The 23556-nt window shown below is 61.1% G+C and carries 20 protein-coding genes; 13 read left to right on the plus strand and 7 right to left on the minus strand.

All coding sequences use genetic code 11. The features are described 5' to 3' along the window. Window position 1: 1 nt before the first annotated feature. The 4 genes from rpoN to lptC form a co-directional block, all read right to left on the minus strand. The gene (gene rpoN, locus AC1DV9_RS08010) at window positions 2-1540 is read right to left on the minus strand and encodes an RNA polymerase factor sigma-54 (RefSeq protein WP_477947506.1); all 1539 of its coding nucleotides are present in this window, start codon (window positions 1538-1540) and stop codon (window positions 2-4) included. A gap of 156 nt (window positions 1541-1696) precedes the next feature. Beyond that, a complete protein-coding gene (gene lptB / locus AC1DV9_RS08015) occupies window positions 1697-2479 on the minus strand; it encodes an LPS export ABC transporter ATP-binding protein (protein ID WP_112385271.1) in 783 nt (260 codons plus the stop codon). A gap of 36 nt (window positions 2480-2515) precedes the next feature. Next, complete coding sequence (locus AC1DV9_RS08020) at window positions 2516-3130, minus strand: LptA/OstA family protein (protein ID WP_477947130.1); 615 nt, start codon at window positions 3128-3130, stop codon at window positions 2516-2518. A gap of 15 nt (window positions 3131-3145) precedes the next feature. Beyond that, window positions 3146-3811, minus strand: coding sequence for an LPS export ABC transporter periplasmic protein LptC (gene lptC, locus AC1DV9_RS08025; protein WP_112385269.1), 666 nt, complete (start codon window positions 3809-3811; stop codon window positions 3146-3148). 213 nt (window positions 3812-4024) lie between these two features. Between lptC and sppA the strand changes: the two genes are divergently transcribed. The 3 genes from sppA to AC1DV9_RS08040 all read left to right on the plus strand — a co-directional run bounded on the left by sppA (window position 4025) and on the right by AC1DV9_RS08040 (window position 5747). Next, the gene (sppA, locus tag AC1DV9_RS08030) at window positions 4025-4975 is read left to right on the plus strand and encodes a signal peptide peptidase SppA (RefSeq protein WP_477947131.1); all 951 of its coding nucleotides are present in this window, start codon (window positions 4025-4027) and stop codon (window positions 4973-4975) included. Window positions 4976-5004: 29 nt separating this feature from the next. Continuing rightward, window positions 5005-5304: an integration host factor subunit beta gene (locus AC1DV9_RS08035; RefSeq protein ID WP_018898213.1), complete on the plus strand. Its 300-nt coding sequence runs from the start codon at window positions 5005-5007 to the stop codon at window positions 5302-5304. A gap of 110 nt (window positions 5305-5414) precedes the next feature. Continuing rightward, entirely contained in the window at window positions 5415-5747 is a 333-nt protein-coding gene (locus AC1DV9_RS08040) for a LapA family protein (protein ID WP_112538435.1), read from the plus strand. On the opposite strand, the gene AC1DV9_RS08045 is transcribed toward AC1DV9_RS08040, so the two are convergent. Both AC1DV9_RS08045 and AC1DV9_RS08050 read right to left on the minus strand, forming a co-directional pair. Continuing rightward, window positions 5748-6185, minus strand: a complete 438-nt coding sequence (locus tag AC1DV9_RS08045; protein ID WP_477947133.1) for an N-acetyltransferase family protein — start codon at window positions 6183-6185, stop codon at window positions 5748-5750. It lies immediately after the preceding gene. 46 nt (window positions 6186-6231) lie between these two features. Further along, on the minus strand, window positions 6232-6684 hold the full coding sequence (locus AC1DV9_RS08050) for an SRPBCC family protein (RefSeq protein ID WP_112385265.1): 453 nt from the start codon (window positions 6682-6684) through the stop codon (window positions 6232-6234). Between the two features lie 116 nt (window positions 6685-6800). On the opposite strand from AC1DV9_RS08050, the gene AC1DV9_RS08055 reads away from it, so the two are divergent. The 6 genes from AC1DV9_RS08055 to AC1DV9_RS08080 all read left to right on the plus strand — a co-directional run bounded on the left by AC1DV9_RS08055 (window position 6801) and on the right by AC1DV9_RS08080 (window position 13316). Continuing rightward, window positions 6801-7898: a class I SAM-dependent methyltransferase gene (locus AC1DV9_RS08055; protein ID WP_477947135.1), complete on the plus strand. Its 1098-nt coding sequence runs from the start codon at window positions 6801-6803 to the stop codon at window positions 7896-7898. Next, window positions 7895-8752 carry a TrmH family RNA methyltransferase gene (locus AC1DV9_RS08060; RefSeq protein ID WP_112385263.1) on the plus strand — a complete coding sequence of 286 codons (858 nt, stop codon included), beginning with the start codon at window positions 7895-7897 and terminating at the stop codon, window positions 8750-8752. The genes AC1DV9_RS08055 and AC1DV9_RS08060 overlap by 4 nt, the downstream gene beginning before the upstream one ends. Beyond that, window positions 8749-9252, plus strand: coding sequence for a signal peptidase II (gene lspA, locus AC1DV9_RS08065; RefSeq protein ID WP_112385262.1), 504 nt, complete (start codon window positions 8749-8751; stop codon window positions 9250-9252). The genes AC1DV9_RS08060 and lspA overlap by 4 nt, the downstream gene beginning before the upstream one ends. Window positions 9253-9337: 85 nt before the next feature. After that, window positions 9338-11569, plus strand: coding sequence for a PAS domain-containing hybrid sensor histidine kinase/response regulator (locus AC1DV9_RS08070; protein ID WP_477947137.1), 2232 nt, complete (start codon window positions 9338-9340; stop codon window positions 11567-11569). Between the two features lie 104 nt (window positions 11570-11673). After that, complete coding sequence (gene olsB, locus AC1DV9_RS08075) at window positions 11674-12549, plus strand: l-ornithine N(alpha)-acyltransferase (RefSeq protein WP_477947139.1); 876 nt, start codon at window positions 11674-11676, stop codon at window positions 12547-12549. Window positions 12550-12680: 131 nt separating this feature from the next. Beyond that, the gene (locus AC1DV9_RS08080; RefSeq protein ID WP_477947508.1) at window positions 12681-13316 is read left to right on the plus strand and encodes a bleomycin resistance protein; all 636 of its coding nucleotides are present in this window, start codon (window positions 12681-12683) and stop codon (window positions 13314-13316) included. A 57-nt stretch (window positions 13317-13373) separates the two neighbouring features. Here the strand turns inward: AC1DV9_RS08080 and AC1DV9_RS08085 are convergent, their stop codons facing one another. Further along, on the minus strand, window positions 13374-15659 hold the full coding sequence (locus AC1DV9_RS08085) for an NADP-dependent malic enzyme (RefSeq protein WP_477947141.1): 2286 nt from the start codon (window positions 15657-15659) through the stop codon (window positions 13374-13376). 302 nt (window positions 15660-15961) lie between these two features. On the opposite strand from AC1DV9_RS08085, the gene mutS reads away from it, so the two are divergent. The 4 genes from mutS to murJ all read left to right on the plus strand — a co-directional run bounded on the left by mutS (window position 15962) and on the right by murJ (window position 23556). Further along, entirely contained in the window at window positions 15962-18676 is a 2715-nt protein-coding gene (mutS, locus tag AC1DV9_RS08090; RefSeq protein WP_477947509.1) for a DNA mismatch repair protein MutS, read from the plus strand. Window positions 18677-18687: 11 nt separating this feature from the next. Next, window positions 18688-18960, plus strand: coding sequence for a hypothetical protein (locus AC1DV9_RS08095; RefSeq protein ID WP_477947143.1), 273 nt, complete (start codon window positions 18688-18690; stop codon window positions 18958-18960). Between the two features lie 127 nt (window positions 18961-19087). Then, window positions 19088-21979 (plus strand): [protein-PII] uridylyltransferase, encoded by a 2892-nt coding sequence (locus AC1DV9_RS08100; protein ID WP_477947145.1) that lies wholly within the window; start codon window positions 19088-19090, stop codon window positions 21977-21979. After that, window positions 21976-23556, plus strand: coding sequence for a murein biosynthesis integral membrane protein MurJ (gene murJ, locus AC1DV9_RS08105; protein ID WP_477947147.1), 1581 nt, complete (start codon window positions 21976-21978; stop codon window positions 23554-23556). The genes AC1DV9_RS08100 and murJ overlap by 4 nt, the downstream gene beginning before the upstream one ends.

Consider the following 23556-nt stretch of genomic DNA (forward strand, 5'->3'; position numbering starts at 1 on the left):
CCTAGAAGCCTGCAACCTTTGCCAGCGCGCGCTTTTCGCGCCGGCGCTGAACCGAAGAGGCGATATTCATCGCTTCGCGGTACTTGGCGACCGTGCGGCGGGCCAGATCGACGCCACCTTTTTTCAGCATATCGACGATATCGTCATCGGAAAGCACTGCTTCCGGACTTTCCTGCATGATCAGCGCGCGGATCTTGTGACGTACCGCCTCAGCCGAATGACCATCGCCACCCTCTACCGCGCTGATCGATACCGTGAAGAAATATTTGAGCTCGAAGAGACCGCGCGGCGTCAGCATGTACTTGTTCGACGTCACGCGGCTGACGGTCGATTCATGCATCTTGATGGCGTCGGCGACGGTCTTCAGATTGAGCGGGCGCAGATGATCAACACCGTGGAGCAGGAAGGCATCTTGCTGGCGGACGATTTCGGTCGCGACCTTCATGATGGTCTTGGCGCGCTGGTCGAGGCTGCGCGTCAGCCAATTGGCATTCTGCAGACATTCCGAGAGGAAGGCGTGATCGTCTCCATTCTTGGTGACATTCGCAAAATAAGCCTGGCTGACAAGCACGCGGGGCAGCGTGTCCGGATTGAGCTCCACTAGCCAGCTACCATCGGACGATGGCCGCACGACGACGTCCGGCATGATCGCTTCTGAAACGCCCGCCTCAAAGCCGCTGCCCGGCTTTGGGTTCAGCTGGCGGATCTCTGTCAGCATGTCGAGGAGATCTTCCTCATCGACGCCACAAAGACGCTTCAGGGTCGCAAAATCGCGGCGCGCGAGAAGCTCGAGATTGGAGACGAAGGCTTCCATCGCCGGATCGAAGCGATCTTTCTGACGAAGCTGGATTGCCAGACATTCAGCGAGATTGCGGGCGAAAACGCCGGGAGGATCGAGCGTCTGCAGTTCGGCCAATACCCGCTCGGCGTCGGCGGTTGCAGCACCGAGGCGTTCGGCGGCTTCGGCAATATGACCCTGAAAATAACCGGCCTCATCCAGCTGATCGAGAAGATGCTGACCGATCAGCCGGTCTGCAGCGCCAGTCAGAATGAAGGGAATCTGCTGGATGATGTGATCTCGTAGCGAGACCTGACCGGCGACGAAGTCGTCGAGATCATAGCCCTCGCCCTCGGAGCCGCCCGGCATCGATTTCCATTGGCTGAGAAGCTCCGGCGCATCGGCGCGCTGCGGCGCACCGTCATCCTGAAAGACGTTGGAATAATTGGCGTCGAGTTCGTCGCCGAGATGGCTAACACGGCCTTCGCTGCCATTGTCGTACCAGTCGCCGGAGAGCGCGTCGCCGCTATCGCCGTCTTCGGCCTGATGCTGCGCGTGCCCCTCATCTTCGCCGTCACGGTCGCTGCCCGTTTCCGCGTCATTTGACGGAAATTCCAGCAGCGGGTTCTTTTCGACTTCCTGGGCGATGAACTGGACGAGTTCGAAATGCGTCATCTGCAGCAACTGAATGGACTGCATCAGCTGCGGCGTCATGACGAGGGATTGGTTCTGTCGCAGGAAAAGATTGGCTGACAGGGCCATGGCGGACGCGAAACTCCCGTTCATTTCCTCCGGGAAACCGCGTCGAAACAAGAATTTCGGGCCGCGGATATCCAGTTGGCCCAAAAATTGCTTTTTTATTCTATTTGGTCAAGCGCAAGTATGGCGGAAGGTGAATTTCCGCCGGCTTCAATCCAATCAAAGGCTGAAATTGTCGCCAAGATAGAGGCGGCGGACCTCGGGATTGTTGACGATGTCATTCGCGCGGCCATGCGTCAGCACTTCACCGGCATGGATGATATAGGCGCGGTCGATCAGGCCCAGCGTTTCGCGAACATTGTGGTCGGTGATCAGCACGCCGATGCCGCGAGCCGTCAGATGATGCACAAGGTTCTGAATATCGGAAACAGAGATCGGATCGACGCCGGCGAAGGGCTCGTCCAGCAGCATGAAGGTCGGGTCGGTCGCCAGCGCGCGGGCGATTTCCAGGCGGCGGCGCTCACCGCCGGATAGCGACACTGCTGCAGCCTTGCGGAGCTTGGAGATATGGAATTCTTCCAGCAGTTCGTCGAGCTTCTTTTCGCGCGCTGCCTTGTTCTTCTCGTGCACTTCGAGAACGGCGCGGATATTTTCCTCGACCGTCAGGCCGCGGAAAATCGAGGCTTCCTGCGGCAGGTAGCCGACGCCCAAGCGCGAACGGCGATACATCGGCATCGTCGTGACGTCGTTGCCGTCGATCTCGATCGTGCCTTCGTCGACAGGCACCAGGCCGGTGATCATGTAAAAGCAGGTCGTCTTGCCCGCGCCGTTCGGCCCGAGAAGACCCACAGCCTCGCCGCGGCGAACCACCAGCGACACGCCGTTGACAACGCGCCGGGTGCTATAGGTCTTGGTCAGACCGCGCGCAATCAGCGTGCCCTGGTAACGGCTCTTGTCTCCGGCGGAACCGTCCGCGGCCTGCGGCGCGGACTGGCCGAACATTTTGGGAAGCGAGAAAAGTTTCACGAGAGGGCCGGATCAGTTCTTCTTCTGGGACTTCGGATCAAGCTGGATCTGGACGCGGCCCCCGCAGCTATCCAGTTGCGCCTGCCCGGTCTCCATGTGAACGGTAAGCTGGCAGCCGGTGAAGACATTCGGGCCATCGGAGAGAACGACTTTGTCGCCCTTCAGAACGAAGGTCTGTGCCGCCATGTCGAACGCGCCGTTATCGGCCGTCGCCGTCTGCGTTCCGGAGCTGACGAATACCTTGTCGCTGACCAGAATATGGTCGATATCGGCATTGCCGGACGAGATCGACGCCGCACCGGCATCGGGCTTCGCCTTTGCATCGGTCGCCTGTCCGTCGACTGCCGCCTTTGGCTTGTAGAACACGGTCATGTGCCCGGCCTGCAGGGTCGTCTTGCCCTGCACGACCTTCACGTTGCCGGCGAAATCGGCCTTGTGTTCCTGGTCATGAATTTCGAGCTTGTCGCTCTCGATCTGGATCGGCTCGTTCTTGTCGAGCTTGAGGCCATCCATCTGGCTGGTGGTCGCCTGCGCAAACGCGGCTCCCGCGATCATCAGAAGTGCCAGAGCGCCGCCGGTTGCTGCTGCGCCAAACTTACGTACTGAAGAGTGACAATCTTTTGTCATTAAATAACCCGGCTGTTAGGTGCCCTGTTTGCGGATGGCGGATGGATCAACGTTCATACGAACTTTCCCCTCGAACGTGATCACGCGACCCTTATCCGCCATCTTGAGGGAGTTCGCAACAACCGAAGTTCCCTCTTTCGTGATGGTAACGGGATCATCAGTCGACATGCTGCCGCCCTTGATATCGAGCTTTGCAGACTTGAAATCGGCTTTCAGTCCATTGCTCATGATAACGGTGAATGGCGAAGTCAGCGCCAGCTTGTCCGTCGCGCGGTCATAATCTGCGGAAGAGGCCTCGACGCTGGCGACCAGGCCGTCACTGACGGGGACGGCCGCCTTGATCGTCTCGAGCGTGATGAGGCTGGGGTTCTTGATATCCTGCAGTGCGCGCTCGGCGAGCATGGAGTAATTGATGCCGTCGGAATTGCGGCCCGAGATCGCGGGCTTCGCCATGACGACCTTGCCGTTCTCGATCTTGGCGCCTTCGATCTTGATATTCTCCGGCAGATAGGCCCGGATCATAGAGACGGCGATGAAGATCAGCGAGATGATGACGGCGGTGACCGGCAGCAGCACTTTCAGGCGGCGGACGCGCGCGGAGTGATGCAACGCAGCGCCATAGGCGTTGCGCTCGGGTCTGGCAATTGCAGCCCCCCCGCCGCTGTTGATGGTGTTGAGCATCGGTCTGTCCGTGTCTGTTGATCGGCTTCCTATATAGGAACTACTACCGTCGATCACAGATCGTTTCGCATTATTACATTAGCTTGCCAATATGGATTTTTTTCTGCAACAAGCAACAAACGGATGAAAACGAGGTAAACCGGCATTTTCACAACACTATGCCGCCTTATCTCTGCCGCAGTGAATGAGGCCGCCGCCGGCCCTGGAGGACTTATGGACAGCTCGACGATCGCCGACCGCCGCAAACTTCGCCGGCGCCTCGGATTCTGGCGCATCGCCGCAGCGCTGCTTCTCGTCGCACTCGGCTTCTCCCTGTATCAGTTCTTCCGTGCTGATATCGAGCAGCGCCGGCCGCAGATCGCCCATGTGACGATTTCAGGACTGATCACCGACGACGACGAATTGCTGGAGCGGCTAAAGAAGATCGAGGAGAATGATCAGGTCAAGGGCGTGATCATCTCGATCTCCTCGCCAGGCGGCACGACCTATGGCGGCGAAAAGATCTTCAAGGCAATCAGGGCGATTTCAGCCAAGAAGCCTGTCGTTTCGGATGTCAGAACACTGGCCGCTTCGGCCGGCTATATGATTGCCACGGCAGGCGATACGATCGTCGCCGGCGAGAGCTCGATCACCGGATCGATCGGCGTCATCTTCCAGTACCCCCAGATCCAGCCGCTGCTCGACAAGCTTGGTGTCTCGCTGCAGGAGATCAAGTCCTCGCCTTTGAAGGCCGAGCCCTCGCCTTTCCACAACACCAGTGAGGAAGCCAAGGCGATGATCAACAGCATGGTCCAGGACAGCTATGCCTGGTTCGTCGATCTCGTTGCCGATCGCCGGAAAATGCCACGCGATGAAGTACTTAAGCTTGCCGATGGGACGATCTATACAGGCCGCCAGGCGCTGAAGGTCAAGCTCGTCGATCAGCTCGGCGGCGACCCCGAAATTCGCGACTATCTGGCCAAGCGGGATGTCAGCAAGGACCTGCCCGTGGTCGATTGGGACAAGAAGAGCAGCACGCCTTTCCTGCTTGCCGGTGCGCTTTCCAAGGTCGCGACGCTTCTCGGTTACGGCGACCTCGTCAAAAGCCAAGCGCTTGAGGGCATTCTGCCACAAAAGTTGCTCCTTGACGGGCTCGTTTCAGTTTGGCAGTTTGGCCGCGATTGATAAGAAATCAATAATTTAAGGGGGCGACCGTGATCAAGTCGGAACTGGTGCAGATAGTTGCCGCGCGCAACCCGCATCTCTATCACCGCGACGTCGAGAATATCGTCAATGCCGTTCTCGACGAGATCACCGATGCACTGGCAGCGGGCAACCGCGTCGAGCTGCGCGGCTTCGGCGCCTTTTCCGTCAAGAACCGCCCATCGCGCTCCGGCCGCAACCCCCGGACCGGCGACACCGTGTTCGTCGAAGAGAAGTGGGTTCCGTTCTTCAAGACCGGCAAGGAACTGCGCGAACGGCTGAACCCCGGCCAGGCCGATCAGGACGACTGAGACCTGCCCTGCGGCGAAACCGCGCTTGAAGTTCGCCCGCCGATTCCTATTCTGCATAAAGTCTGAAAGCGCCGTTTGAACGCGGCGCTGATAATGCGCGGAGGCCATCCATGGCGAAGAAGATCACCAACCTTTTGATTTTGCTGCCGCTAGGCATCATCCTGATCATCTTCTGCGTCGCCAACCGGCAGATCGTGACGCTGGCCTTCAATCCCTTCCGGCCCGAGGATCAGGTCCTGTCGCTATCGGCGCCATTCTTCGTCTTCATCTTCATCGCGCTGATCATCGGCATGTTTGCAGGCTCTGCCGCCACCTGGTTCAGCCAGGGCAAGCACCGCAAGCGGGCGCGCAACGAAGCCAAGGAGGCCGTGCGCTGGCAGAGCGAGGCGGATCGCCACAAGGCGCGCGCCGAAGAGATCGCAGGCCAGCTTCCATCGCGATAATCAGCGAGGCGGATCGAAGGTCAGTTCCTCATACTCGCCTTCCGACGAAGTCCCTCCGCTGGTAACAGCGAAGCCCCTGGATAGATAGAAAGCTTTCGCCTGGGCATTGTTGACCAGGCACTTCAGCCGGTATTTATGCCGTGGCCAGTCCGGAAGTGCGGCAAGCAGCGCTGTGCCGACGCCCCTGCCCCGCCATTCCTTGCGGATATAGAGCATGTGAATGAAATCGTCGGCTGCCCAGAGCGTCATGAAACCGGCGATCGTGCCATCGGCCGCCTCGGCGAGCCAGACGAGTTCGCCTTGCGTGTGAGCTGCAAAATCCTCGTGCCGGAACTTATACGGATCGACCCAGGTGAAGGTCTGGCGGCGAACCTGGAGATAAATGTCGGCCAGCTCTTCGCGATCCGAATGCTGCGGGGTCCTGATCGTCACATTCATGCTTCAGGCTTAGCTTAGACATCGCAAGCCGCCAATGGCCCGAGGCTCAGATCGCTGCCTTTTCCGAGACTGCCGCATTGAAATCGGCGAAGAATTGCTGTGCCAGTTTCTGCGAGGTGGAATCCACCAGCCGGGCACCAAGTTGCGCAAGCTTTCCGCCGACCTGTGCCTTCGCCGCATATTGCAGGATGGTTTCGCTCCCATCTTCCTTCAACACGACATCGGCGCCGCCTTTGGCAAAGCCTGCGATGCCGCCCTTGCCTTCGCCGGAGATCGTATAGCTTTCAGGCGCGTTGATATTGGACAGCGTCACCTCGCCGTTGAAGGTGGCCGAGACCGGGCCGATCTTGATCTTGACCGTCGCGGCCAACTCGGTCGGCGAGGTCATCTCCAGCACCTGACAGCCCGGAATGCAGCGCTTGAGGATGTCTGGATCGTTGAGCGCGGCCCATACGGCATCGCGCGGAGCGTTGATGCGTTCCTCTCCGGTCATATCCATTCGAAATCCTCCCATTTCGGATCGCTAAACTTATCACAGCGGGAAAGCGCTTTGCCAAGGTGAAACGGAATGCTATTTGCACGGGCTCTATCGAATTGAAGACGCGGAACACCACGTTGAAACAAAAAGAACGCCGGCCGGGCGCAAAGACGCCTCCCGGCTCCCCCGGCCACCGCCGCAACGACGAGCGCCCCAACCGCCCGGCAAAGCCCGCAGCGAAACCTGCGGCTGCCCGTGAAACAGTGCGCGAAGCCGCAACGAGCCCTGCTATCGAACGCCCGTTGCAGACCCGGACGGGCGACCGGCCGGCTGAGCGCGTGCCTGTCATTCTTGAATCGCTGGGTGCCGGCGATTTCCACCTGATCGACAGCGGCAACGGCCAGAAGCTCGAACAATACGGGCCCTATCGCATCATCCGCCCCGAGGGACAGGCGCTGTGGCAACCGTCACTTCCGGCGCATGTCTGGGAAAAGGTCGATGCCGCCTTCACCGGCGACGTCGATGAAGAAGGCACCGGCCGCTGGCGTTTCCCGAAGGACGCGCTCGGCGAAACCTGGCCGCTCCACCTGCTCGGCGTCGATTTCTTCGGCCGCTTCACGTCGTTCCGGCATGTCGGCGTATTTCCGGAGCAGATCGTCCATTGGGCCTGGATGAAGGAACAGGTCGAACGTGCAGGCAGGCCGCTCAAGGTGCTGAACCTCTTTGGCTATACCGGTGTCGCCTCGCTGGTCGCAGCTGCAGCCGGTGCCGAAGTGACCCATGTCGATGCCTCGAAGAAGGCAATCGGCTGGGCGCGTGAGAACCAGGCGCTCGGACGGATGGAAAAGCTGCCGATCCGCTGGATTTGCGAAGACGCGATGAAGTTCATCCTGCGCGAAGAGCGCCGCGGCAACACCTATGACATCATTCTGACGGATCCGCCGAAATTCGGCCGTGGGCCGAATGGCGAGGTCTGGCACCTCTTCGAGCATCTGCCTCTGATGCTCGACATCTGCCGCGGCATCCTGTCGCCCAAGGCCGTCGGCCTGGTGCTGACTGCCTATTCGATCCGCGCCAGCTTCTATTCGATCCACGAACTGATGCGCGAAACGATGCGCGGCGCCGGTGGCGTCGTCGAATCCGGCGAGCTGGTGATCCGCGAAGGCGGTCTCGACGGCAAGACGCCGGGCCGCGCCCTTTCTACGTCTCTCTTCTCCCGCTGGGTGCCGAAATGAACGAATATCACGACCGCGGACCCCGCCGGGTCGGCCAGGTGAAGGAAGTCACCTCGCTTGCCAATCCGATCATCAAGGACATCAAGGCGCTCAGCGACAAGAAGACTCGCGAGCAGAGCGGCACCTTCATGGCCGAGGGCCTGAAGCTCGTGATCGACGCGATCGAGCTCGGCTGGACGATCCGCACCCTGGTCTATGCCAAGGCCGCGAAGGGCAAGCCGCTGGTCGAGCAGATGGCGGCAAAGACCGTCGCCTCGGGCGGGCTGGTGCTTGAGGTGAGCGAGAAAGTGCTTTCCTCGGTCACGCGCCGCGACAACCCGCAAATGGTCGTCGGCATCTTCGAGACCCGCTGGAAGCCGTTGCGTGATATCCATCCCCAGCAGGGCGAAACCTGGATTGCACTCGACCGCGTCCGCGATCCCGGCAATCTCGGCACGATCATTCGCACCGCCGATGCGGCAGGCGCCTCCGGCGTTATCCTTGTCGGCGAAACGACGGATCCTTTCTCGCTGGAGACCGTGCGCGCCACCATGGGATCGGTCTTTGCCGTGCCGGTCACCCGCGCTTCGCCAGAGGACTTCATTGCCTGGAAGAAGACGGCCGGTGTTTCGGTGGTCGCAACGCATCTTGCCGGCTCGGTGGACTACCGCACGATCGACTACAAGAAGAAGCCCGTTGTTATCCTGATGGGCAACGAGCAGTCCGGCCTCCCGGATCAGCTTGCAAGCCAGGCCGATGCGCTGGCCCGCATTCCGCAGCAGGGCCTCGCCGACTCGCTCAATCTTGCCGTTGCCAGCGCCGTGATGCTCTTCGAGGCCCGGCGCCACCTTCTCTCATTGTCCGAGGCAAAATGACCGAACAGACGCTCCCGCGCCCGGCCCTCTTTTCGCGCCCGCTGCCGATCTTGCTGTTCATCGTGGTGGCAGTGATCCTCGATCAGGCTGTGAAGATTACCGTCGATCACTATCTGCCGCTGCAGGAGATGGTTCCGGTCATTCCGATGCTGGCGCTCTATAGAACCTACAATCTCGGTGTCGCCTTCTCGATGCTCTCGGGTATGGACGGCTGGTTCATCGTGGGAATGCGCCTGATCATTGTCGCCTTCGTGATCTGGATGTGGCATCGCACAGCGAAGGACCGCTGGATCGCGCATACCGGCTTCGCGCTGATCATTGCCGGCGCGCTCGGCAACCTCTTCGACCGCTTTCTCTACGGGCACGTGATCGATTACATCCTGTTTCATACCGAAACATGGTCGTTCGCAGTTTTCAATCTTGCCGATAGTTTTATCACCGTCGGCGCGGGATGCGTGATTCTTGACGAGTTGCTGCAACCGAAAAAGGCCGAAAGCTAAAATTTTAGCTTTTTCCTGAAGGCATTCGGAAGAGCGCCTATGTTAGCCAGAAGTCATGCAAAGCTTGGCTCAACTGCAGGAAAGATTGACCGCGGCATTCGGTCCCGCCAAACCGCAGGCAATGCGGGCGGCGGATGATAGCCTGCAATCCAAGGCTGACGCGCTGCAGGAACACCGGAAGCGGCCGCTTCGCAGCATTGTGTCATATTGGCTCGGTGGCGCCGGTCTGATTGCGGCCTGCCTCCTCATTTTTCTCGGACAGGCGGGCGGCTTTCTGTTTCTGTCCGCCGAACTTGCCTTCATTGCTGTCGTGTTGATCGCCTATGCCGCCGCGTCGAGCCGCAAGACGAATTCTCGTCTGGCCGCGAAGACCGGACATGAGCGCGTACCGGCCAGCGAGGCAGCAGATCTTTTTGCCAATGTCCACGACGTACTTGGCGATATCACCGTTACCCGCAGCATCGACCGGCGAATCCTTGGCGCCAACGCGACGTTCCGGCGTCTCACCGGGCGGCTGAAGCCGGAAGGCCAGACCTGTGAGGAAATCGGCATTGCCTTTCGCCCCGGCGCCGAACCGCATCGCTTCGACGTCGAGATCTCGACGCCGGAGGGACAGCGCATCTTTGTCTGGAACGACGTCGTCACCCGCGACCCCACGAGCGGCAATCTGCTGATCCAGAGCGTCGCCCGGGACGTAACCGCCGAGCGGCTGACGGCACAGGCCCGCGAAGAGGCGCGGCAGAAGGCGGAATACAATAGCGCGGCAAAATCGCGCCTGCTTGCCACTGTCAGCCATGAAATCCGCACGCCGCTATCCGGCATTCTCGGCATGACGCATCTGCTCACCCAGGCGCAGATGACGCAGGAGCAGCAGAACTATATCGGCGGCATCCGCCAATCCGGCCATGCGCTGACGCAACTGGTTGAAGACCTGCTCGATTTCTCGACCATCGAAGTCGGCCGTTTCCAGCTGCGGCCGCGATCGGAATCGCTCCGGCAGTTGCTGGAGAGCGTCGTCGAAATGCTGGCGCATCGCGCCCATGAGAAGGATATCGAGATCGGCGCGACCGTGTCTTCGGATGTTCCGGAATTCATGAGCTTCGATCCGGCCCGCCTTCGCCAGGTGCTGTTCAACGTTATCGGCAACGCGGTGAAATTCACCCAGGCGGGCGGCGTCTTCATCCGCGCGGCCCTGACGGACGACGACCTTGTCATCACCGTGACCGACACCGGACCCGGCATGACTGCGGAGGAGCAGTCGCGGATCTTTGCAGAATTCGAACAGGGAGGAACGATGATGGAAAAGAGCGGCGGCACCGGGCTTGGGCTGACGATCTCCGCCCGCATCATGCGCGAATTCGGCGGCTCGCTGACGGTTGCCAGCGAAAAAGGCAAAGGCAGCGAATTCACCATCCGCTTCCCGGCCGGCATGACCGACGAAAGCCGCGGACGGCGCAAGGGGCTGCTGGCAGGAAACACCGTGCTGCTGCTCGCACCGGCAGGTGCAGCGCGGGCCGCGATTGCCGAGACGGTGACGGCGCTCGGCGGCGATTGCCACCTCGTCGAAGACGGCGAGACGGCCCGCGATACGCTGCTTTACATGGCCGGCCGCGGACAACGCCCCACCGACATCATCATCGATCACCGGCTATCGGCCGAGTTCTCCAGCCATCTCGCCGATCGCGCCGATATTGCGGCGCTCGGCCTGCGCAAGATCCTGCTCGTCAATCCGGAAGAACGCAATTCCCATGCGCTCGATCTCTTCGACGCCTGGCTGATCCGGCCACTGCGTGAGCAGTCGCTGATAGACGTGCTGCGCGGCCGCATGCGCGGCATGGAAAAGCGCGACGCGCTGAACGACAATCAACCGGGCTTCAGCGCCTCGATCCCGGAAGCCAGCCAGCAGCATGGGCTGGATATCCTGCTTGGCGAAGACGATCCGATCAACGCAATGCTTGTTCGTGCGATGCTGGAAAAGGGCGGGCATACCGTCCGCCATGTCGAGGATTTCGAGGCACTGCTCGATGGCGCGCTGTCGGAGAATGGCAGCAGGCCTGATATCATCATCAGCGACCTGACCATGCCGGGCGGCGAAGGCGTTGACATGATCGGCCGTCTGCGTGGTCACGAGCGGCGGCTCGACCTGCTGCCGGTGCCGGTCATCGTGCTGACGGCCGACAAGCGGGACGAGTCGCGCCGCGCAGTTCTGCTCGCCGGGGCCAACCGCGTCATGATCAAGCCGATCGACCCCATCCGGCTACTGACCGAGGTTCAGGCCGTCGCCGCGCTCTCCGCAAGACGCGCCGAAGCGCTCTGATGATGAGTGACACCAGCTGCATTTTTCCGTAACATTGATGTCACTTTCCTGTCGCACATTAGTGTTTTATGGCAGCTCATGAGCCGGCAACGGGAGAATCGTCAATGGACATCGACACCTTGAATCGTGAGACATTGGTGGAGGCGACACGGCCTGCAGCTTCGGCGACGCCGAAGGAAAGCGACGTTCTCGGCCGCATCGGCAATCTCGAAACCCGGCTGGCCCGCACTGCAAGCGAAATCGACGCTTCGCAGCATGTCCGCTACCGCGTTTTTGTCGAGGAAATGGGCGCGCAGCTTCCGGCTGAGACAATGCGCCGCGAGCGCGACGTCGATGCCTATGACGCCTTCTGTGACCACCTTCTCGTTCTCGACCGCTCGATCGAGGGCGACAGCGAAGATCAGATCGTCGGCACCTACCGCCTGCTGCGGCAGGACGTCGCAATGGCGAATGGCGGCTTTTACTCGGCTTCCGAATTCGCCATCGGCGAGCTGCTCGCCCGTCATCCCGACAAGAAGTTCATGGAACTCGGCCGCTCCTGCGTGCTGCCCGCCTACCGCACCAAGCGCACGGTCGAGCTTCTCTGGCAGGGCAACTGGGCCTACGCCCTGAAGCATGGCGTCAGCGCGATGTTCGGTTGCGCATCGTTTCCGGGCGTTCATCCGGAAAGCCATGCACTGGCGCTTTCCTTCCTGCACCACACGGTCGTTGCCAAGGACGAGTGGGCTGTCGATGCCCTGCCGCATATGGCACGCGCCATGGACCTGATGCCGCCGGAAGCGGTGAACCCGAAGAAGGCGCTGATGGCGCTTCCGCCGCTGATCAAAGGTTACCTGCGCCTCGGCGCCATGGTCGGCTCGACCGCCGTCGTCGACCACGCCTTCAACACCACCGACGTGCTGATCGTCCTGCCGATCTCCAGCATCTCGGACCGCTACCTGAACTACTACGGCGCTGACGCCGGACGTTTTGCAAGCTGATAGCCGTGAGCAGGCGCCGTCACTCTTGACGGCGCCCGGTTGGACATTCATCCTGAAGTCAGCGTTTCAGTAGGGCGCATCGGCATGGTGCCGGCTGGGCTATGCCCGCCTACGATCTTCAACGTTGCGCCATGCCCAATTTCGAAAACCTCAAGAAAAAAGCCAAGCAGTTCAAACGCTGGCATCAGGATCGTTATTATCCTGTTGCTGCGGAAATTGGATATTGGCTCCCGCGCTTCAGGCACCTTGACGACAAGGCTATCCTCAACGCCGAGTTCAAGCTGGTTGATGCTCAAGAGCTGGTTGCCGCTATGGAGGGCTTTGAAAGCTGGGCCGCGCTGAAAGAGGGACTTAGCGAAATGAGTTCAGCAGCCAAGCAGCAATCCCCATCAACGCCTCGAATGATCGATTCACAGCCTCAGCTGTTCGTGAGCGACATCGATTCATCTCTCTCGTTTTATGCCCATAAGCTGAAATTCGAAACTACCTTCGCCTACGGCAATCCGCCCTTCTATGCCCAGGTCGCCCGTGACGCTGCGAAGCTGAATATCAGGCACGTCGATAGCCCAGCCTTCAGCGTTGAATTTCGGCGCCAAGAAATCGATGCGCTCTCGGCAACGATCACTGTCGACGACGTGAAGGCATTATTTCTGGAATATACGGCGGCCGGCGCTCCATTTTATCAGAGCCTGAAAACGGAGCCTTGGGGCGCGCGCACTTTCATCGTGCGCGATCCCGATGGCAACCTGATCATGTTCGCGGGTTGACGACAGACTGAACAAAGCGGATGTGTCGCCAATTCCGCCTTGTCATTGCTATTCGCTTTACGACCCGGCCGCATAGGCGGCAATTGCCGCCATGTTGACGATGTCGCTGTCCTTGGCGCCCATCGAGGTGATCTGGACGGCCTTGTCGAGGCCGACGAGGATCGGGCCGATGACGGTGGAGCCGCCGAGTTCCTGCAGCATCTTGGTGCTGATGGAGGCCGAGTGGAAGGCCGGCATGACGAGGACATTGGCCGGGCCGGACAGGCGGCAGAACGGATACTGCTCCATCGCCTTGCGATTCAGCGCCACGTCCGCCGACATTTCGCCGTCATACTCGAAATCAACCCGGCGCTTGTCGAGGATCTTCACCGCCTCGCGTACGCGCTCGGAGCGCTCACCCGATGGATGGCCGAAGGTGGAGTAGGCGAGCATGGCGACGCGCGGCTGATACCCCATGCGGCGGGCGAGACCGGCGGCTTCCTCGGCGATATCGGCGAGCTCCTCAGCCGTCGGCATGTCATGCACGGCGGTATCTGCAACGAAGACGGTGCGGCCGCGCGCAAGCACCAGCGACACGCCGATAACCCGATGACCCGGCTTCTCATCGATGCAGCGGCGGACATCTTCCAGCGCCGTCGAGTAGTTGCGGGTGATCCCGGTCACCATGCCGTCGGCATCGCCGAGCGCTACCATGGTGGCCGCGAAATGGTTGCGGTCATTGTGGATCAGGCGCTGTGCATCGCGGTGAAGGTAGCCCTTCCGCTGCAGGCGGGCATAGAGATAGTCGATATAGGCGTCGACGCGGGTGGAGATACGGGCATTGACGATCTCCAGGCCTGGACGGTTGAGATCGATACCGGCACGTTCCGCCGTTGCCTTGATCAAGTCCTCGCGGCCGAGCAGGATCGCGGTGCCGAGCTGCTGGTTGGCATAAGAGAGCGCGGCGCGCATCACCTGTTCTTCTTCGGCTTCGGCGAATACGACGCGCTTCGGGCGGCGCCGGACGCGCTCGTAGAGGCTCGCCAGCGTCGAGGCGATCGGATCGCGGCGGGCGGAGAGCTCGCGGCGATAGCCCTCCATATCGGTGATGACCTTGCGGGCCACGCCGCTTTCAATCGCAGCTTCCGCGACGGCGGCCGGGATCGCCGAGATAAGCCGCGGATCGAAGGGAACCGGGATGATGTACTGCGCGCCGAAGCGCGGGCGATTGCCCTGATAGGCGGCAACGACATCGTCGGGCACATCTTCGCGGGCGAGACTGGCGAGCGCCTTGACGGCGGCAATCTTCATGTCGTCGTTGATAGTCGTGGCGCGAACATCGAGCGCGCCGCGGAAGATGTAGGGGAAGCCGAGGACGTTGTTGACCTGGTTCGGATAATCCGAGCGGCCGGTCGCCATGATTGCGTCGTCGCGGATGCGGGCGACTTCTTCAGGTGTGATTTCAGGATCCGGGTTCGCCATCGCGAAGATGATCGGCCGATCGGCCATCGAGCGGATCATGTCCTCCGAGAAGGCACCCTTCTGCGACAGGCCGAAGACGACGTCGGCACCCTTCATCGCTTCTTTCAGCGTGCGGGCCTTGGTCTTGACGGCGTGGGCTGACTTCCACTGGTTCATGCCCTCGGTGCGGCCTTGGTAGATCACGCCCTTGGTGTCGCAGAGCACGATGTTTTCCGACGCGAAACCCATCGCCTTGATCAGCTCGACGCAGGCGATCGCCGCGGCTCCGGCCCCGTTGCAGACGAGCTTCGTCGTCTTCAGGTCACGGCCGGTGAGCTCCAGCGCATTGATCAGACCGGCTGCGGCGATGATTGCGGTGCCGTGCTGGTCGTCGTGGAAAACCGGGATGTCCATCAGCTCGCGCAGGCGCTGCTCGATGATGAAACAGTCCGGCGCCTTGATATCTTCGAGGTTGATGCCGCCGAAGGACGGGCCGAGGAAGCGGACGCAATTGATGAACTCGTCGACATTCTCGGTATCGACTTCAAGGTCGATGGAATCGACATCGGCGAAACGCTTGAAAAGGACCGACTTGCCTTCCATGACCGGCTTGGACGCCAAAGCGCCGAGATTACCGAGACCGAGAATGGCCGTACCGTTGGAAATGACGGCCACCATGTTGCCACGCGTCGTGTAGTCGTAGGCAGTGGCGGGATCGGCGGCGATCGCCTTGACCGGAACGGCGACACCAGGCGAATAGGCCAATGAGAGATCACGCTGTGTCGCCATCGGCTTGGTTGGATTGACCTCGAGCTTGCCCGGCCGCCCCATAGAGTGGAAGTCCAGTGCTTCCTTGTCGGTGATGCCGTTGGCGGGGCGCTGCTTGCTGTTCATGTCGGGCATATGTCCTCCAAATCTCCTGGCAACCATCTTCGATTGCGCCGTTATCCCTCTATAGACACGCTTATTTGGGCCGACACGACGCCTTGCGAAAAAGCCGTACGGCTACAATCGATTAAAATATCCGGTCGAGCTGACAGGTGTCCCCTCAAGGGGTTCCTGACCTCGCGGTTCGCCGAATGCCTCCCTCAATCCTCCTGTGGGCTAACGGCTCCCATTTCCCGATAGCTGTTGTCTTCTATAGCCGCGCTTCGATAGGGTGGCACCTGTTTTTTAGGGAAAAGCCGACCGACGTGAACGACAGAATGGATCCTCGACACGAAGCCTTTTCGGCTGCCGAACTTTCGACGGAGGAAAGCCGCGCCTCGGCCACACCGATGATGGAGCAGTTCATCGAGATCAAGGCAAACAATCCGGATTCGCTGCTGTTCTACCGCATGGGCGATTTCTACGAGCTGTTCTTCGAGGACGCACTCGATGCCTCCCGCGCGCTCGGCATCACGCTGACAAAGCGCGGCCAGCATATGGGCCAGGATATCCCGATGTGCGGCGTTCCCGTTCATGCGGCCGACGACTACCTGCAGAGGCTGATCGGCCTTGGTTTCCGCGTGGCCGTCTGCGAGCAGGTGGAAGATCCGGCGGAAGCCAAGAAGCGCGGATCGAAATCGGTCGTCAGGCGCGATGTCGTCCGCCTGGTCACGCCGGGTACGATCACCGAAGAGAAGCTTCTTTCGCCATCGGAATCGAATTACCTGATGGCGCTCACCCGGATCCGCGGCGCATCCGAACCGCTGCTGGCGCTTGCCTGGATCGACATTTCCACCGGCGTTTTCCGTCTCGCTGAAACAGAGGCTTCCCGCCTGCTGGCCGACATCCTGCGTATCGAGCCGCGCGAGCTGATCGTCCCGGATACGATGTTCTACGACCCGGAACTGAAGCCTGTCTTCGACGTGCTTGGCCGGGTCGCCGTGCCGCAGCCGGGCGTGCTGTTCGACAGCGCCACAGCCGAGGGCCGCATCACCCGCTATTTCGGGGTTTCGACGCTGGACGGTTTCGGGACTTTCTCGCGGGCAGAACTTGCGGCTGCGGCCGCCGCTGTCGCCTATGTCGAGAAGACCCAAATCGCCGAGCGGCCGCCGCTTGGAAAGCCCGAGCGCGAGAGCGGCGCTTCGACGTTGTTCATCGATCCGGCGACCCGCGCCAATCTCGAACTGGCGAAGACGCTCTCGGGAGACCGCAACGGATCGCTCCTGAAGGCTATCGACCGTACAGTTACCGGTGGTGGCGCACGGTTGCTCGCCGAGCGGCTGATGTCGCCGCTGACCGATCCGGCAAGGATCAACGAGCGGCTGGATTCGATCGGCTTCCTGATCGAAGAGCCGTCACTTTGCGGCGATCTGCGGGACGCCTTGAGGCATGTGCCGGATATGCCGCGTGCGCTTTCCCGCCTGGCGCTCGATCGTGGCGGACCGCGCGACCTCTGGGCGATCCGCCAAGGCCTTGGTGCTGCCAGTGAACTGGCGCGCCGTCTTTCCGATGCCCTGCTGCCCGCCGAACTCGATGCCGCCTCGTCCGAGCTTCATGCGCTTCCGCCCGCACTGGAAGCGCTGCTCGGCGAGACGCTGGCCGACGAATTGCCATTGCTGAAGCGCGACGGCGGCTTTCTGCGCGATGGCGCGGATGCCGAGCTCGACGAAGTCCGGGCACTGCGCGACCAGTCGCGCCGGGTGATTGCCGGGCTGCAGCTGCAATATGCCGATGAGACCGGCATCAAGTCGCTGAAGATCAAGCATAACAATGTTCTAGGCTATTTCATCGAGGTGACGGCGGGCAATGCCGGGCCGATGACCGATACCGCCGAGGCCAAGGCGCGCTTCATCCACCGGCAGACGATGGCGAATGCCATGCGTTTCACGACGACAGAGCTCGCCGATCTCGAAAGCCGTATTGCCAACGCCGCCGACCGGGCGCTGCAGATCGAGCTGAAGGCCTTCGACCGGATGACCGCGGCCGTCGTTGCAGAAGCAGAAGCCATCAAAGCCGGCGCCAGGGCGCTGGCCGTGATCGACGTTGCGGCGTCACTTGCCCTGCTCGCCGACGAACAGGCCTATTGCCGCCCGATCGTTGATGGTTCGAAGATGTTTGCGATCGAAGGCGGCAGGCATCCTGTCGTCGAGCAAGCGCTGCGCCGCCAGTCGTCCGGGCCCTTCGTCGCCAACAATTGTGATCTGTCTCCCGCTTCCGACGGCAAGGACGGCGCCATCTGGCTGCTCACCGGCCCGAACATGGGCGGTAAATCCACCTTCCTGCGCCAAAACGCCCTGATTGCGATCCTGGCGCAGATGGGCTGTTTCGTCCCGGCGGCATCGGCGCATATCGGCATCGTCGACCGGCTGTTTTCGCGCGTCGGCGCATCCGACGACCTCGCCCGCGGCCGCTCGACCTTCATGGTCGAGATGGTCGAGACCGCGGCGATCCTCAATCAGGCTACGGAGTGCTCGCTCGTCATCCTCGATGAGATCGGCCGTGGAACGGCGACGTTCGACGGCCTGTCGATCGCCTGGGCCGCTGTCGAGCATCTGCATGAGGCCAACCGGTGCCGCGGTCTGTTTGCGACGCACTTTCATGAGCTGACGGTTCTGTCGGAAAAGCTTGCCCGGCTATCGAACGCTACGATGCGCGTCAAGGAATGGGATGGCGACGTCATCTTCCTGCATGAAGTTGGTCCGGGCGCGGCGGATCGCTCCTATGGCATCCAGGTTGCGCGGCTGGCCGGGTTGCCGGCCTCGGTGGTTGCCCGCGCGCGCGACGTGCTGACCCGTCTGGAAGACGCCGACCGCAAGAACCCGGCTAGCCAGCTGATCGACGACCTGCCGCTTTTCCAGGTGGCGGTGCGCCGCGAAGATGGCAATCGTGGCCCTTCGAAGGTCGAGGAATCACTGAAGGGCATGAGCCTCGACGACATGACGCCGCGCGAGGCGCTGGACGCGCTTTACGCCCTGAAGAAGCAAGTGAAGTAGGAGCCCGCCGGATGTTCATGCGCAGCCTCGTCCGCGAGACACAGCGGCTTTCCGATATGTTCACGATCCTCGAGGCGCTGCGCAAGGCCGACGAGCATGGCAATCCGCGGGGCTGGAAATCGCCCTACGGCCTTCTGGAAGTGACGCGCAGCTGCGCACTGATCTGCGAACTGGCGTCGATGATCGCCAAGGCAGGCTACCGTGAATGCGACAGGCCGACGCTCGATGCGATTACCGGTGAAGCCCGGCAGGTGCTGTATTCGGTCCAGGCCCAGGCCGCCTGAAAGCCGGCGCTCGCTGAACTTGCGGCAAACCGCCTCGGCATGGCCCGCGCTAACACCTTTTCGCCAAAATTAAAGGTTCTTGAGGTATGAAGCCGGTGTCATTCGCCGGGCAGAGAGGCTATAGCGCATGCAGACGAAACGAGAGGCGCAGAACGATCAAGCCGCGCCGCGCGAACAGAGCATGGCGAAGCAAGACATCGACTTTTCCAGCATTCTTGATACCTCCTACCTGCAGAGCCAATGCGACGCCGTCGCCGAGGCGAACAGGAACCGGCCGGATCTACTGCGCTCCGACCTCTTGGCGGTTCTCAAGAAAGCAAGCACAGAGGGCCGCCAGAAGGCCCGGACGCTGCTTTCGGAAGACGGCAGCGGACTGAATTGCGCCTACCGCATCTCCTGGCTTCAGGACCAGATCATCGCGGTCCTCTACAATTTCGCGATCACCCAAGTGTTTCCGAAACAGAAAGACAAGTTCGCGGTGACCGCGGTCGGCGGCTATGGCCGAGACACGCTGGCGCCGGGTTCCGATATCGACCTGCTATTCCTCTTCCTGCCGAAGCCGGGCGAGGAAACCCACAAGGCCGTGGAGTTCATGCTCTACATCCTCTGGGACATGGGCTTCAAAGTCGGCCACGCGACCCGCACCGTCGAAGAATGTATCGCGCTGTCGAAATCCGACATGACCATACGCACGGCGATCCTCGAAATGCGCTATATCTGCGGCCTCCAATCGCTGGAGACCGATCTCGAAGCGCGCTTCGACAAGGAAATCGTCACCGGCACCGGCCCGGAATTCATCGCCGCCAAGCTTGCCGAGCGCGACGAGCGCCACCGCAAGGCCGGCGACACACGCTATCTCGTCGAGCCCAACGTTAAGGAAGGCAAAGGCGGTCTTCGCGACCTGCACACGCTCTTCTGGATCTCGAAATATTACTATCACGTCCGCGATCCCGCCGAGCTCATCAAGCTCGGCGTTCTCTCGAAGCAGGAATACCGGCTCTTGATGCGCGCCGAGGATTTCCTGTGGGCCGTGCGCTGCCACATGCACTTCCTGACCAACAAGGCGGAAGAGCGGCTTTCCTTCGACATCCAGCGCGAGATTGCCGAAGCGCTGGGCTATCAGCCGCGCCCTGGCCTTTCGGCCGTCGAGCGCTTCATGAAGCACTACTTCCTGGTGGCCAAGGATGTCGGTGACCTGACGCGCATTCTCTGCGCCGCGCTCGAGGACCAGCAGGCAAAGTCGACCCCGGGACTGAGCGGCGTGCTCAGCCGCTTCACGCACCGGACCCGCAAGATCGCCGGAAGTGCGGAATTCGTCGAGGATCGCGGCCGTATTACGCTTGCCGATCCTGAGGTCTTCAAGCGTGATCCTGTGGCCATCATCCGGCTCTTCCATGTGGCTGATCTGAATGGACTGGAATTCCATCCCGATGCCCTGAAGCGGGTCAGCCGCTCGCTCGGCCTTATCGACAACGATCTGCGCGACAACGAGGATGCGAACCGGCTTTTCCTATCGATCCTGACATCACACCGTGATCCGGCGCTGATCCTGCGGCGGATGAACGAGGCAGGCGTGCTTGGCCGCTTCATTCCGGAATTCGGCAAGATCGTCGCGATGATGCAGTTCAACATGTATCATCACTATACGGTGGACGAGCATCTGATCCGCAGCGTCGATGTTCTCTCGGAAATCGACAAAGGCAAGGCCGAGGAACTGCACCCGCTTTCCAACAAGCTGATGCCCGGGATCGAGGACCGTGACTCGCTCTATGTCGCGGTTCTGCTGCACGACATCGCCAAGGGCCGCCAGGAAGATCACTCGATTGCAGGCGCGCGCGTTGCCCGCAAACTCTGCACGCGCTTCGGCCTGTCGCAGAAGCAGACGGAGACGGTGGTCTGGCTGATCGAGGAACATCTGACGATGTCGATGGTCGCCCAGACCCGCGACCTGACGGACCGCAAGACGATCACCGATTTTGCCGATCGCGTGCAGTCTCTGGAACGGTTGAAGATGCTGTTGATCCTGACGATCTGCGATATTCGCGCCGTCGGCCCGGGTGTCTGGAATGGCTGGAAGGGCCAGCTGCTGCGCACGCTCTATTACGAAACCGAACTGCTGCTCGCCGGCGGCTTCTCCGAGGTATCGCGCAAGGAGCGCGCCGGCTTCGCTGCCGAGGCATTGTTCAACGCGCTCTCCGACTGGACGCAGAAGGACCGTAAGACCTACACGAAGCTGCACTACCAGCCCTATCTACTTTCGGTCCCGCTTGAGGACCAGGTGCGGCATGCGCATTTCATTCGGCAGACCGACAAGGCTGGTCAGGCGCTAGCGACCACGGTTCGGACCGACAGCTTCCATGCGATCACCGAGATCACCGTGCTGTCACCCGACCATCCGCGCCTGCTTGCCGTCATTGCCGGCGCCTGCGCAGCGGCCGGAGCGAATATCGTTGATGCGCAGATCTTCACGACATCGGACGGACGCGCGCTCGACACGATCCATGTCAGCCGCGAATTTCCCAATGACGAAGACGAGTTGCGCCGTGCAGCAACGATCGGCCGGATGATCGAGGATGTGCTTTCGGGCCGCAAGCGGCTGCCTGAAGTCATCGCGACACGCACCAAGAACCGCAAGAAGAGCAAGGCCTTCGTCATTCCGCCGTCGGTCAACATCACTAACAACCTGTCGAACAAGTTCACCGTCATCGAGGTCGAATGCCTCGACCGCGCCGGTCTGCTGTCGGAAATCACCGCCGTGCTGTCCGATCTGTCACTCGACATTCAATCCGCCCGCATCACAACATTCGGCGAGAAGGTGATCGATACCTTCTACGTCACAGACCTCGTCGGTCAGAAGATCACCAGCGACAGCAAGCGCTCCAACATCACCGCCCGGCTGAAAGCCGTCATGGCGGGTGAAGAGGACGAACTGCGCGAGCGCATGCCTTCGGGCATCATCGCGCCTGCTGCCACCAGGACTTCGCAGCCGAACGACAAGAAAGCCGGTTCGCCCGTATGAGCCTCGTCAAGAAATTTGCCACCGTCGGCGGCGCCACCCTCGGCAGCCGTATCTTCGGTTTTGCCCGCGAAACGCTGATGGCCGCCGCCCTCGGCACCGGGCCGATGGCCGACGTGTTCTACGCCGCCTTCCGCTTTCCGAACCTCTTCCGGCGGCTGTTCGCCGAAGGCGCATTCAATGCAGCCTTCGTGCCGCTGTTTGCAAAGGAGATCGAGGCGAATGGCACCGATGGCGCCAAACGCTTCTCGGAGGAAGTCTTCGGTGTACTCTTCTCGGTACTGCTGCTCATCACCATCGTGATGGAGCTCTGCATGCCGCTTCTGGTGCGCTTTATCATCGCGCCTGGCTTCACCGACGATCCGGACAAGTTCTCGATCACGGTGCGCATGGCGGCGGTGATGTTCCCGTATCTGATGTGCATGTCGCTGACGGCGATGATGAGCGGGATGCTGAATTCGCTGCATCACTTCTTTGCCGCCGCTGTTGCCCCTGTTTTCCTCAACGTCGTCATGATCGGCGCGCTGTTTTATGCGCTCTACACGGGCTCCGAGCCACTGCAGACGGCCTGGTACCTTTCCTGGGGCGTTCTGGCGGCGGGTATCCTGCAGCTCGCCGTCGTCTACATTGGCGTGATCCATGCGGGCATGAGCATTGGGCTTCGCCGTCCGCGCATGACGCCCAACGTCAAGCGGCTGCTGATCCTCGCGGTTCCTGCAGCCGTCACCGGCGGTATCACTCAGATCAACCAGATGATCGGCCAGGCGATCGCCTCATCGCGCGAAGGTGCGATTGCAGCGCTTCAATATGCCGACCGTATCTATCAGCTGCCGCTCGGTGTCGTCGGCGTTGCGGTCGGCGTCGTCCTGCTTCCGGAACTGGCGCGCGCGCTCAAGGGCGGCAATCTGCGCGAAGCTGGCAACCTGCAGAACCGCTCGATCGAATTCGTGTTGTTCCTGACGATCCCGGCTGCCTTCGCGCTCTGGATTCTCTCCGACGAGATCATCCGCGTGCTCTACGAGCGTGGCGCGTTCCACCAGGAAAACACCGCGATCGTCGGCTCGATCCTGGCGATCTACGGTATCGGCCTTCCGGCTTTCGTGCTGATCAAGGCCTTGCAGCCGGGCTTCTACGCCCGCGAGGACACCAAGACGCCGATGCGGTTTTCAGCTGTTGCCGTCGGCGTCAACTGCGCGACAGCGCTGACGCTTTTCCCGCATCTCGGTGCTCCCGGCATCGCGGTTGCCGAGGCGACGGCGGGCTGGATCAGCACGGTTCTGCTGTTCACTACCCTCATCCGGCGAGGCCACCTCGCGTGGGAATGGGCGCTGGCACGGCGCGCTGCGCTGCTCGTCGTCTCGGCCGCCGTCATGGGTGGCGTCATCATCTATCTGCAGCATCGCTGGGAGCCGTGGCTCGCCTCAAGCGCTCATCTGACAACCAAGATCGGCACGCTGGGACTGCTGATCGGGATCTCGATGATCGTCTATTTCGCCACGGCATTCCTGGTCGGCGGCGCCGATCTCGGCATGATCCGCCGCAACCTCAACCGCAAGCCGGCACCTTCCACTGAAGGCTGA

It is taken from the genome of Rhizobium sp. 01L410 (genome assembly GCF_056400165.1).